The following is a 12,229-nucleotide window of genomic DNA, read 5'->3' as shown; positions in this document are numbered from 1 at the left end:
CGCCACGGGCGCCGGACGGTGAGCATGGTTCCACCTTTACCCGTTTGCGCCGTCGGCGAGGGTGACCTCGCACAAATCACGCAACGTGCGTTATACAAATCACACGACGTGCGTTACGCTCAGCCGGTGGCGCAACTAACATTCCAGCGCGCCCGCACCGAGGAAAAAAAGCGCCAACGTGCGGAGGCCCTCGTGGAAGCCGCACGCTCGCTGGCGATGGAGACGGGCGTCGCGTCGGTCACCCTGACCGCGGTCGCCAGCCGCGCCGGAATTCACTATTCGGCGGTGCGCCGCTACTTCACGTCGCACAAGGAAGTGTTGCTGCGCCTTTCCGCCGAGGGCTGGGTGCGATGGTCGAATACCGTGTCGGACAAGCTGGCCGAGCCGGGCGCCAAATCGCCGTCGCGCATCGCCGGGACGCTGGCCGAGGCGCTGGCCGACGATCCGTTGTTCTGCGACCTGCTGGCCAACCTGCACCTGCACCTGGAACACGAGGTGGACGCGGAGCGGGTCATCGAGGTCAGGCGCATCAGCACCGCCGCCACGCGCTCGCTCGCCGATGCCATCGAGAGGGCGCTGCCCGAACTGGGGCGGTCGGGGTCGCTCGACATCCTGCTGGCCGCGTACTCACTGGCGGCCACCCTGTGGCAGGTCGCGAACCCGCCGGCGGATCTCACCGACGTCTACGCTGAGGAGCCGGAAGTGGCTCCGCCGGAGTGGAATCTGGACTTTGCGACCGCGCTGACGCGTCTACTGACTGCCACGTGCATTGGCCTCATCTCGGGATCGGAATGAACAGGAAGGGAGGCCGGGGGGCTGTGGCTTGGCGAACGGCAACCGGTGAACGGGAAGGACTTGGAGCGCCCATGACGACGACTGAGCCAAGGACGGAACCGCTGCAGAAGCAGGGCTCCGCCGGCGGCGAGGGCAAAAAGGTCGCTTCGCAGCGCGCCAAGAAAAAGGGGCTCTTCGGGCGTTTCTGGCTGGTGCTCACGATCGCAGCTGTCGTCGCGCTGTCGGGGTTCGTCGTATACCGATTGCACGGCGTCTTCGGCGTTCACCGCGGTTCGTTCGGCGGTGGCACCTCGGGCGAAGTCCTCGACGAGTTCAACGCCAAGACGATCACGCTCGAGGTCTGGGGCCCACCGGGCAGCACGGCAACCATCAACTACCTCGACGAAAACTCTCATCCGCAGCAGGCACTCAACGTGCCCTTGCCCTGGAGCAAAGTATTGAGTTCAACGAAGCCCGGCATCCCGGCAAACCTGGTGGCGCAAGGCGACGGCAGTTGGATCGCCTGCCAGTTCGTGGTGAACAAGCACGACGGGAGCGGTGACGTCATCAAGACGCCGAACCGCTCAGATCCCAACCAAACCGTGAACGCCTTCGTCTATTGCCTGGACAAGTCCGCATGAGCGAGCCGGGCGCGGCTGATTCTGCCGCGCAGCCCATCTCGCAGCCGCTGATCCCGCCGTTCCTGCCGCGGATGATCCATAAGCTGGCCCTGCCGATCGTCCTGGTGTGGTTGGGCATCGTGTTCGTCACCAACACCGTGGCCCCGCAGCTGGAGGTCGTCGCCAAAACCCACTCGGTGTCGATGAGTCCGACCGACGCGGCGTCCTTTCAGTCGATGATGAAAGTCGGGTCGACGTTCAAAGAGTTCAACTCCGACAACTCGGCCATGATCCTGCTGGAGGGCGACAAGCCACTCGGGGCCGAAGCGCACCGCTACTACGACGAGATCGTCAGGCGCGTCGAGCAAGACAAGAAACACGTTCAGCACGTCCAGGATTTCTGGAGCGATCCGCTGACGGCGGCGGGTTCCCAGAGCCACGATCAAAAGGCCGCGTACGTCCAGGTTTACCTCGCCGGCAACATGGGCGGCGGGCTGGCGAACGAGTCTGCCGCGGCCGTCCGCAAGATCGTGGACTCGGTGCCCGCGCCGCCGGGAATCAAGGCATACGTCACCGGCGCGGGCCCGCTGTTCGCTGATCAGTCCCACGCCGGTGAAAAGGGCGTAGCGAAGGTCACGCTCGTCACGTTCTTGGTGATCATCCTGATGCTGCTGTTCGTCTACCGGTCGGTGAGCACCGTGCTGATCATGCTGGCCATGGTGTTCATCGAGCTGGCAGCGGCCCGCGGTGTCGTCGCGACGCTCGGTAACTACGGCGTCATGGGGCTGTCGACCTTCGCCAACAACATGCTGGTGCTGATGGCGATCGCCGCCGGGACGGACTACGCGATCTTCGTGGTCGGCCGCTATCACGAGGCCCGCGGTCTGGGCGAAACCCGCGAACAAGCGTTCTACACCATGTTCCACAGCACCGCGCATGTCGTGCTGGGATCGGGCCTGACCATCGCCGGCGCGATGTACTGCCTGAGCTTCTGCCGGCTGCCGTACTTCCAGTCGCTGGGGGTGCCGTGTGCGGTCGGCATGCTGGTCGCGGTGCTCGCGGCTTTGACGCTGGCTCCGGCGATACTGACGGTGGCGTCGTTCTTCAAACTCATGGACCCGAAGCGCATCCTGCAGACCCGGGGCTGGCGTCGCATGGGCACCGCGGTCGTCCGTTGGCCCGCACCGGTTCTCGCGGTGACCATCGCCATCGCGTTGGTGGGTCTGCTCGCCCTGCCCGGCTACAAGACGGACTACGACAACCGCCACTTCCTGCCGGCGGACACCCCGGCCAATGTCGGTTATGCCGCCGCGGACCGGCACTTCGACCAGGCTCGGCTCAATCCCGAGCTGTTGATGATCGAGACCGATCACGACCTGCGTAACCCGGCCGATTTCCTGGTCCTGGACAAGGTCGCCAAGGCGGTCTTCCACATCCCCGGTATCGGCCGGGTGCAGACGATCACCCGGCCGTTGGGCACGCCGCTCGACCACAGCACCCTCGGTTTTCAGATGGGCGCACAAGCCGCGGGGCGGATCCAGACCCAGCACTATCAGGACGAGCAGGCGGCGAACCTGCTCAAGCAGGCGGACGAGCTGCACAAGACGATGGCAACGCTGCATGAGCAGATGCAGGTGACCCAGGATCTCAGCAACACGACACATGAGACCACCAAGCTCACCAAGGAAACCGTCCAGATCACCGAGAGGTTGCGCGACGACATCGCCAACTTCGACGACTTCCTCCGGCCGATCCGCAGCTACTTCTACTGGGAGAAGCACTGTTACGACATCCCGGCCTGCTGGGCACTCCGGTCGGTCTTCAACGCGCTCGACGGCATCGACCAGGTGGCCGAGAACATCGTCAACCTGAGCGCGAACCTCGACAAGCTGGACAAGATTCAGCCCAAGCTGGTGGCGCTGATACCGCCGCAGATCGAGAGCCAGCAGCGCAACCTCGACACGATCATGTCGAACTATGCGATCACCCAGGGTCTTAACGAACAGGCGAAAGCGCAGTCCGACAACGCCACCGCGCAGGGCGATGCCTTCGACAAAGCGAAGAACGACGACACGTTCTACCTTCCGCCGGAGGCGTTCAAGAGCCCGGACTTCGCACGAGGTCTCAAACAGTTCATCTCGCCGAACGGGCACGCCGTCCGGCTGATCATCTCCCATGAAGGCGACCCGGCGACTCCGGAAGGCATCAACCACATCGAGCCGATCAAGCAGGCTGTGCACGAGGCGATCAAGGGCACGCCCTGGGAGGGCGCCAAGGTCTACCTCGGCGGCACCGCCGCGACGTACAAGGACATGCACGACGGCTCCGACATCGACCTGCTGATCGCTGGAATCGCCGCGGCCACTTTGATTTTCATCATCATGCTGGTGATCACCCGAAGCGTCGTGGCGGCCGTCGTGATCGTCGGTACGGTGTTGCTGTCGCTGGGCGCCTCATTCGGACTGTCCGTGCTCTTATGGCAGTACATCCTCGGTATGAAGTTGCACTGGATGGTGCTGGCGATGGCGGTCATCCTGCTGCTGGCGGTCGGCTCGGACTACAACCTGCTGCTGATATCGCGGTTCAAAGAGGAAATCCACGCCGGGCTCAAAACCGGGACGATCCGCGCGATGGCCGGTTCGGGCTCGGTGGTCACCTCCGCCGGCCTGGTGTTCGCCGCCACGATGGCCACGTTCATGTTCAGCCCGCTGCTGGTGATGGCCCAGGTGGGTACGACGATCGCGCTGGGTCTGCTGTTCGACACCTTGATCGTGCGGTCGTTCATGACACCGTCGCTGGCCACCATGCTCGGGCGCTGGTTCTGGTGGCCGCAGCATGTGCGACCACGGCCGGCCAGCACCATGCTGCGGCCATACGGGCCGCGTCCCGCGGTGCGCGAGCTGATCCTCAACGACGTCGAGGAGCACCCGGCGGGCGGAGTGGTACAGCCGCGCTGATCCTACGAAGCGTGAGCAGCCCGCTGCGGGTGGTCAGAAGTCCCAGTCCGCGTCCTCGGTGGCCTGGTGGGAGCCGATGACATAGGAGCTGCCCGACCCGGAGAAGAAGTCGTGGTTCTCGCCGGCGCCGGGATCGAGCGCCGAGAGCACCGCTGGGTTCACCCGGCAGTCCGACGGCCCGAACATCGGCTCGTACCCGAGGTTGGCCAGGGCCCGGTTCGCGTTGAACCGCATGTAGGGCAGTACGTCGTCGGTCCAGCCCAGGCCGTCGTACAGATCGTGGGCATAATCAATCTCGTTGGTGTACAACGCATTCAGCAGCTCGTAGGTGTACTCGCGGTGGCCGGACCGCTCTGATTCCGAAAGCTCGGCGAGTCCGCGCTGACACTTGTAGCCGATGTAGAAGCCGTGCACGGCTTCGTCGCGGATGATCAGCCGGATGATGTCGGCGGTGTTGGTGAGCTTGCCGCGCGAGGACCAGTACATCGGCAGGTAGAAACCGGAGTAGAACAGAAACGATTCCAGCATGACCGACGCCGCCTTGCGTTTGAGAGCGTCGTCCCCGCGGTAGTAGTCGACGACGATCTGTGCCTTGCGCTGCAGGTGCGGATTGCGCTCGGACCAGTCGAAGGCGTCGTCGATCTGGCGGGTGGAGCACAGCGTCGAAAAGATCGAACTGTAGCTCTTGGCGTGGACCGATTCCATGAACGCGATGTTGGTCAGCACCGCCTCCTCGTGGGGCGTGACCGCATCGGCGATCATCGACACCGCGCCGACGGTGGCCTGCGTCGTATCGAGCAACGTGAGCCCGGTGAACACCCGCACGGTCGTCTGCTGCTCCTGCGCGGTCAGCGTCTGCCATGACGCCGAGTCGTTGGACAGCGGCACCTTCTCCGGCAGCCAGAAGTTGCCCGTCAGCCGATCCCATACCTGCGCGTCCTTGGGGTCGGGCAGGCGATTCCAGTTGATCGCCCGCATTCGATCCACCGATCGGATGCTCATCGCGCGCCGCCGATCTCGTCGCTGCTGTGTAGCCCGGACAGGTCGCCGCGGCGAGCGGCCTCGAAGCGGACGGCGACGTCGGCCCAATTCACGATGGACCACAGCCTGTCGACATAGTCGGCCTTGACGTTGCGGTACTGCAGGTAGAACGCGTGCTCCCAGGCGTCGAACACCAGCAGCGGAGTGCTGGTGATCGCCACGCTGATGTGGTGATCGTGAATCTGGTGGACGACCAGACGACGCCCGATCGGGTCCCACGCCAGCGCGCCCCACCCCGAGCCCTGCACGCTGGAGGTGGCCCCGGTCATCTCGGCGCGGAACGCCTCGAATCCGCCGAAGAACTCGTCGATGGCGGCGGCCAGTTCCCCCTCGGGCCTTTCGGCGGCCTCCGGAGAGAGATTCGTCCAAAAGATCGAGTGCAAGGCATGGCCGGCGAGGTGAAACGCCAGCGTCCGCTCCAGGCCCGGCAAGTGGGCGAGGTTGCGCTCGGCACGCGCCTCGGCGAGCTGGTCGACGGTCGAGTTGGCGCCCTTGACGTAGGCGGCGTGATGCGCGTCGTGGTGCAGCTGCATGATCTCGCCGCTGATCGCGGGCTCGAGCGCCCCGTAGTCATAGGTCAGGTCGGGCAGGACGTAGTGGGGCATGGCTCTCCCTCGTCGGTGTGGGCTGTCGTCCGAACATACCGCGAGATTTCGGGTAGCCAAATAATTTGTTCCGAGGTACCGTAATTCGTGTCGGTGGGTGTACCGACAGCCACGCGGCCCGCACCGGTTCTCCGGTGCGGGCCGTACCTTTCTAGTCGTGGAAAAACGGCAGGAGGGCACACCAAAAGACTCAGCGCCCAGGAGGAGATTCCTGGGCGCTGGGTGGGTGAATACCGCTTATGCCGTGAGGATTACGACCAGTTCCACACCGACATGTCGCCGGGCGGGTACTGGTTGCAGATGTCGGTGGCCTTGGCGACCACGCCCTTGTTGTTCCAGAAGATCTTCATGTGGTTGGGCCAGGCGAGCCACAGCGGATCGGACTGTGGCGCGTAGAAGTTCTCCGAGTAGTTCCGGCGGTCCTGCGGCGACAACGCGTAGAACCAGTGCGCCTTGTCGATGGCGGCCTGGTTCACGTTGGGGTGGTTGTTGAAGTCGATCATGTAGCGCTGGTAGTACACCGGGCTGGTGTCCCGGGCGGCCGCCAGGATCTGCTCGGCGTCACACGTGGTGTTGATCATCCGGCGGGGGATCGGGAAGTCCTCCGTGGAGTCGGCTACCGCGGTCGACGGAAAAATCGCAGCGGTAATACCCAGAGCAAGGAACGTGGCGCCTGCACGCAGGCCGGTACTCAGCCGAGACATAGCAGTTACGGTAGCACTTTTTGGCCGGACGCGGACATTTCCCAGGTCACTTCCAGCGGATCCCTAGCCTGTCTCAGTATCAGTCCCGATCAGGGACGATGACGTGCGAGGGGTCCGGCCGGAGCTCGGGTGGGGCCTGGCTGTAGTCCCCGAACGGACCGTCGCGGCGCTCGACGGCCGCGCGCACGCCGTCGGCCTCCGCGATCTTGATGAAGCCCAGAGCGTCGGGCGTATTGCGCATCAGGCCGTCGAGGATGCCGCCCAGCGTCTGGGTGGAGGCCAGGCCCATGTTCTCGTAGGCCTGGTTGACGATCAGCTTCTGCGCCTGCAACTGCGACAACGGGATCTGCGCCAGTTCGGCCGCGATCTCGGCCACCCGCGCCTCGAGGCGCTCGAAGGGCACCGCCTCATTGATCAGCTCGATCTCGGCGGCCTGCACGCCGGTCAGGGGGCGGCCGGTCAGCGAGTGCCATTTCACCTTGGCCAGGCTCAGCCGGTAGAGCCACATCCCGGTCAGGTACGCGCCCCACATCCTGCTGTAGGGGGTGCCGATCACGGCGTCCTCACTGGCGATGACGAGATCGGCGCACAGCGCGTAGTCGCTGGCCCCGCCCACGCACCAGCCGTGCACCTGGGCGATCACCGGCTTGGACGCGCGCCAGATGGCCATGAACTTTTGCGTCGGCCCGGTCTCGCGGGCGCTGACCATCGCGAAGTCCTTGCCGGGATCCCATTTCCCGTCGCTCATCATGGACTCGCCCCAGTGCTGGAACCCGCCGCCGAAGTCGTAGCCGCCGGAGAACGCCCGGCCCGCCCCGCGCAGCACGATGACCTTGACGGCCGGGTCGCGCTCGGCCAGGCCGACGGCGGCCTCGATCTCGTCGGGCATGGGCGGCACGATCGTGTTCAGCTGCTCGGGCCGGTTCAGGGTGATGGTGGCAACCGCGCCGGCCGTCTTGTAGAGCAGCGTCTCGAAGTCCGGCATCGCTAGCGCTCCTCGGTGGGCGGGTCGGCCTCGCGGTTTTCCGGCGAGGACGCATAGATCCGCCCGCCGATCTTCAGGTACGGGGTGGTGAGGTAGGCCGAGAACGCGATGATGGCCGAAAAGATCGCCGCCGCGGCGACGCCGTTGGGCCACAGCTGGCCGGTCCCCACCGCAAAGCAGACGATGCCGATGATCGCGGTCGCCCAGTAGAACCGCCGGCCGGCACGACGGTGCTTGACGAAGCGGTAGCGCGCCTGTGCCGCCGAGGCCAGGATGAAGATCAGCCCGGTCGCCAGCAGGGTGAGTTCGATGCGTTGGATCGCTGACACGTCGACGATCCTATGGCCGCGCGAGCATCTGCCATAGGAACGAATACGTCAGCGCCGACTTGAACGCGACCTGCTCGTTGTCGGCGGCGCCGGCGTGGCCGCCCTCGATGTTCTCGTAGTAGAAGACCGGATGACCGGCGGCCTCGAGGGCCGCCGTCATCTTGCGGGCGTGGCCCGGATGCACCCGGTCGTCGCGGGTAGACGTGGTCATCAGCACCGGCGGGTACCGGCGGCTCGACGAAATGTTTTGGTACGGCGAGTATTCGGCGATGAATTCCCAGTCGTCGGGATTGTCCGGGTCGCCGTATTCGGCAACCCACGAGGCGCCCGCGAGCAGCAGATGATAGCGCTTCATGTCCAGCAGCGGCACGCTGCACACCAGCGCGCCGAACTTCTCCGGGTACTGGGTCAACATGATGCCCATCAGCAGGCCGCCGTTGCTGCCGCCCTGCGCGCCGAGTTGGTCGACGCGGGTGATGCCGCGGTCCACCAAATCGGTTGCCACGGCCGCGAAGTCCTCGGCCACCTTGTGCCGGCCCTCGCGTATCGCCTGGGTGTGCCATCCGGGGCCGTATTCACCGCCGCCGCGAATGTTGGCCAGCACGTACGTGCCGCCGCGGGCCAGCCACAACCGGCCCAGCACCCCGCTGTAGCCGGGCGTGTTCGACGACTCGAACCCGCCGTAGCCGTAGAGCAGGGTGGGCGCCGGCCCGTCGGACGCCGCTCCGCCGGGTTGCACTACGAAGTAGGGGATCGGCGTGCCGTCCTGCGAATTCACGAAATACTGTGCCACGGAGATGTTTTCGGCAGCGAAGAACGCCGGGGCGGATTTGAGCTGCTCGAGGGTCCCGTCATCGGTGCCCCGCATCAGCCGGGACGGGGTATCGAATCCACTGGAATCCAGGAAGAACTCGTCGCCGGTGTCGTCGGCGGAGACGACGACGGTGTTGGTGGCGGCCGGAATCCCGGCCACCGGTTCGCGCCGCCAGGCCCCGCGTGACGATCGCAAGGGCGGCGGAGCCGGGCGCAGCGGGTCGTCACGCGATGGCGGCGTGGCGATCTCGACGCGGCTGGCCACGTCGACCAGCGAGACGATCAACAGCCGGTCGCGGGTCCACGCGTAGTGGTTGAGCGCCGTGTGTTCGTCGGGTTCGAAGACCACTTGCAATTGTGCTGTGCCGGCGAGGAATTCCTCGTATTTCGCGGCCAGCAGCGACCCGGTGCCATAGGTCGTGCCGCCGAAGGACCACTCGCTGCGCAGCTCGATCAGCAGCCATTCACGGTGCAGGCTCACGCTGGCGTCGGTGGGGGTGTCGATGCGGATGAGTTCCGCGCCGCGCAGCTCGTAGAGTTCTTCGTTCCAGAAGTCCAGGGCCCGGCCGATCAGGGTGCGTTCGAAGCCGGGAATGCGACTGGCGCTGGCCGCCACGTTCACGTCGGAACGGGCGCCCTCGAACACGGCCTCGGCCTCGGCCAGGGGTGTGCCCCGGCGCCAGCGCTTGACCACCCGCGGATAGCCGGATTCGGTGAGCGTATCGGGGCCGAAGTCGGTGCCGACCAGGACGGTGTCGGGGTCTTCCCAGCTGACCTGCGACTTGGCTTCCGGCAGCTCAAACCCGTCGGCCACGAATTCCCTTGTTGCCATGTCGAATTCGCGCACGATGGAGGCGTCCGAGCCGCCGCGGGAGAGGCTGACCAGAGCGCGGGTGTACTCGGGGTAGATGACGGCGGCGCCGGCCCACACCCACTTCTCGCCGTCGGCGCGGCCCAGCTCGTCGACGTCGATCAGCACGTCCCACTCGGGGCTGTCGGCGCGGTAGCTGTCCAGCGTGGTGCGCCGCCACAGCCCGCGGGGGTTGGCGGCGTCGCGCCAGAAGTTGTAGAGGTACTCGCCGCGGCGCACCACATAGGGGATGCGGGCATCGGTGTCGAGCACCTCGAGCGCCTCGGTGCGCATCCGCTCGAAGTCGGCGTCGCGGAAGCGCGTCAGCGTCGGCTCGTTGCGTGCCCGCACCCAATCCAGCGCCTCGTCACCGGTGACGTCCTCGAGCCAGAGGTAGGGGTCTTGGCCGTCTTGCGGGGCGGTGCGCGCTTGCGACGTCATGGAAGCCATGGAAGCCATTGTGGCCGCGGCGGTACTGTGAGGTGTATTACACGGCCGAATGAGGAGTGAGAGCAGTGACCGTTTTCGCACGTCCAGGTGCTGCCGGGGCGTTGATGTCGTATGAGTCTCGCTACGAGAACTTCATCGGGGGGCAGTGGGTGCCGCCGGCGCGGGGGCGCTATTTCGAGAACCCCACACCGGTCACCGGCCAGACGTTCTGCGAGGTGGCCCGCTCGGATGAGGCCGACGTCGACAAGGCGCTCGACGCCGCCCACGCGGCCGCACCGGCGTGGGGCAAGACGGCGCCGGCCGAGCGCGCCGCGATCCTGAACAAGATCGCCGACCGCATCGACGAGCACACCGCCGCGCTGGCGGTGGCCGAGGTCTGGGACAACGGCAAGCCGATCCGCGAGGCGCTGGCCGCCGACATTCCCTTGGCGGCCGACCACTTCCGGTATTTCGCCGCGGCGCTGCGGGCGCAGGAGGGCTCGCTGAGCCAGATCGACGACGACACCGTGGCCTACCACTTCCACGAGCCGCTCGGCGTGGTCGGGCAGATCATCCCGTGGAACTTCCCCATCCTGATGGGTGCGTGGAAACTGGCGCCCGCGCTGGCGGCCGGCAACGCGGTGGTGCTCAAACCGGCTGAGCAGACACCCGTTTCGGTGCTCTACCTGATGTCGCTGATCGGTGACCTGCTGCCGCCCGGGGTGATCAACGTCGTCAGTGGGTTCGGCGCCGAGGCCGGCAAGCCGCTGGCGTCGAGCAACCGGATCGCCAAGATCGCGTTCACCGGGGAGACCACCACGGGGCGACTGATCATGCAGTACGCGTCGCAGAACCTGATCCCGGTCACCCTGGAACTCGGCGGCAAGAGCCCCAACATCTTCTTCTCCGACGTGATGGCCAAGGCCGACGACTATCAGGACAAGGCGCTGGAGGGCTTCACGATGTTCGCCCTCAACCAGGGCGAGGTGTGCACCTGCCCGTCGCGCAGCCTGGTCCAGGCCGACATCTACGACGAGTTCCTGGAGCTGGCCGCGATCCGCACCAAGGCGGTCCGGCAGGGCGATCCGTTGGACTCCGAGACCATGCTGGGCTCGCAGGCCTCCAACGACCAGCTGGAAAAGGTGTTGTCCTACATCGAAATCGGCAAAGGCGAGGGTGCCAAGGTGATCACCGGCGGCGAACGCGCCGAACTCGGCGGCGACCTGTCCGGCGGCTTCTACATGCAGCCCACCATCCTCGGCGGCGACAACTCGATGCGGGTCTTCCAGGAGGAGATCTTCGGGCCGGTGGTGGCGGTGACGTCGTTCTCCGATTACGACGACGCCATGTCGATCGCCAACGACACCCTCTACGGCCTGGGCGCGGGGGTGTGGAGCCGCGACGGCAACACCGCCTACCGGGCCGGGCGCGACATCCAGGCCGGCCGGGTGTGGGTGAACTGCTACCACGTCTATCCCGCGCACGCGGCGTTCGGCGGCTACAAACAGTCCGGCATCGGCCGCGAGAACCACAAGATGATGCTCGACCACTACCAGCAGACCAAGAACATGCTGGTGTCGTATTCGGAGAAGGCGCAAGGGTTCTTCTGATGGAGCGGCGCCGCGATGCCGCCGGACCCCCACCGGGAGTGGTCATCACCGCCCCGGCCGCCGAGGTGCTGACGCGGCTGCAGGCGACCCACGGCCCAGTGATGTTCCACCAGTCCGGCGGCTGCTGCGACGGCTCGTCGCCGATGTGCTACCCGCTGGGCGACTTCCTCGTCGGCGATCGCGACGTCCTGCTCGGCGTGCTCGATGTCGGGACAGATGGCGTGCCGGTGTGGATTTCAGGCCCCCAGTACGCGGCCCACTATCGCGACAAGCACACCCAATTGGTGATCGACGTGGTGCCCGGTCGCGGCGGTGGATTCAGCCTGGAGGCGCCCGACGGCGTCAGGTTCCTGTCGCGCGGCCGCGGCTTCACCGCGGCCGAACAGGAGTCCCTGACCGGCGCGCCGGTCATCACGGGCGCCGGTTACGAGCGTGGGGAACGCCCCGCGACGCGAGGTCCGGTGGTGGCCGACGCGGGCGCGCAGACATGCCCTCCGGGTCGGTAACCGCAG

The 12,229-nt window shown here is 66.1% G+C and carries 11 protein-coding genes; 5 read left to right on the top strand and 6 right to left on the bottom strand.

The window, feature by feature from the left end; genetic code table 11:
• Window positions 1-108: 108 nt before the first annotated feature.
• The 3 genes from G6N26_RS14760 (at window position 109) to G6N26_RS14750 (ending at window position 4,351) form a co-directional block, all read left to right on the top strand.
• Entirely contained in the window at window positions 109-795 is a 687-nt protein-coding gene (locus G6N26_RS14760; RefSeq protein WP_095577854.1) for a TetR/AcrR family transcriptional regulator, read from the top strand.
• A 71-nt stretch (window positions 796-866) separates the two neighbouring features.
• The gene (locus G6N26_RS14755; protein WP_083019454.1) at window positions 867-1,415 is read left to right on the top strand and encodes an MmpS family transport accessory protein; all 549 of its coding nucleotides are present in this window, start codon (window positions 867-869) and stop codon (window positions 1,413-1,415) included.
• Window positions 1,412-4,351: an MMPL/RND family transporter gene (locus tag G6N26_RS14750; protein ID WP_083019452.1), complete on the top strand. Its 2,940-nt coding sequence runs from the start codon at window positions 1,412-1,414 to the stop codon at window positions 4,349-4,351. The genes G6N26_RS14755 and G6N26_RS14750 overlap by 4 nt, the downstream gene beginning before the upstream one ends.
• Before the next feature lie 33 nt (window positions 4,352-4,384).
• Here the strand turns inward: G6N26_RS14750 and nrdF are convergent, their stop codons facing one another.
• From nrdF to G6N26_RS14720, 6 genes are all read right to left on the bottom strand, one after another.
• A complete protein-coding gene (gene nrdF, locus G6N26_RS14745; protein WP_067171325.1) occupies window positions 4,385-5,353 on the bottom strand; it encodes a class 1b ribonucleoside-diphosphate reductase subunit beta in 969 nt (322 codons plus the stop codon).
• Window positions 5,350-5,997, bottom strand: coding sequence for a superoxide dismutase (locus G6N26_RS14740; protein ID WP_083019450.1), 648 nt, complete (start codon window positions 5,995-5,997; stop codon window positions 5,350-5,352). Before G6N26_RS14740 ends, nrdF begins: the two co-directional genes overlap by 4 nt.
• Before the next feature lie 251 nt (window positions 5,998-6,248).
• Window positions 6,249-6,701, bottom strand: coding sequence for a DUF5078 domain-containing protein (locus G6N26_RS14735; protein ID WP_067171319.1), 453 nt, complete (start codon window positions 6,699-6,701; stop codon window positions 6,249-6,251).
• Window positions 6,702-6,780: 79 nt separating this feature from the next.
• Window positions 6,781-7,686, bottom strand: coding sequence for a crotonase/enoyl-CoA hydratase family protein (locus tag G6N26_RS14730; protein WP_067171316.1), 906 nt, complete (start codon window positions 7,684-7,686; stop codon window positions 6,781-6,783).
• 2 nt (window positions 7,687-7,688) lie between these two features.
• A complete protein-coding gene (locus G6N26_RS14725) occupies window positions 7,689-8,015 on the bottom strand; it encodes a hypothetical protein (RefSeq protein WP_067171313.1) in 327 nt (108 codons plus the stop codon).
• Between the two features lie 10 nt (window positions 8,016-8,025).
• Window positions 8,026-10,119, bottom strand: a complete 2,094-nt coding sequence (locus G6N26_RS14720) for a prolyl oligopeptidase family serine peptidase (RefSeq protein WP_083019448.1) — start codon at window positions 10,117-10,119, stop codon at window positions 8,026-8,028.
• 74 nt (window positions 10,120-10,193) lie between these two features.
• On the opposite strand from G6N26_RS14720, the gene exaC reads away from it, so the two are divergent.
• On the top strand, window positions 10,194-11,717 hold the full coding sequence (gene exaC / locus G6N26_RS14715) for an acetaldehyde dehydrogenase ExaC (RefSeq protein WP_083019446.1): 1,524 nt from the start codon (window positions 10,194-10,196) through the stop codon (window positions 11,715-11,717).
• Complete coding sequence (locus G6N26_RS14710) at window positions 11,717-12,223, top strand: DUF779 domain-containing protein (protein ID WP_083019444.1); 507 nt, start codon at window positions 11,717-11,719, stop codon at window positions 12,221-12,223. Before exaC ends, G6N26_RS14710 begins: the two co-directional genes overlap by 1 nt.
• Window positions 12,224-12,229: the final 6 nt, after the last annotated feature.

Source organism: Mycobacterium marseillense, from assembly GCF_010731675.1.
In the GTDB taxonomy this organism is placed as follows: Bacteria; Actinomycetota; Actinomycetes; order Mycobacteriales; family Mycobacteriaceae; genus Mycobacterium; species Mycobacterium marseillense.
Note: the sequence above shows the minus strand (reverse complement) of the source record. Positions and strands in the feature narration are given on the sequence as shown.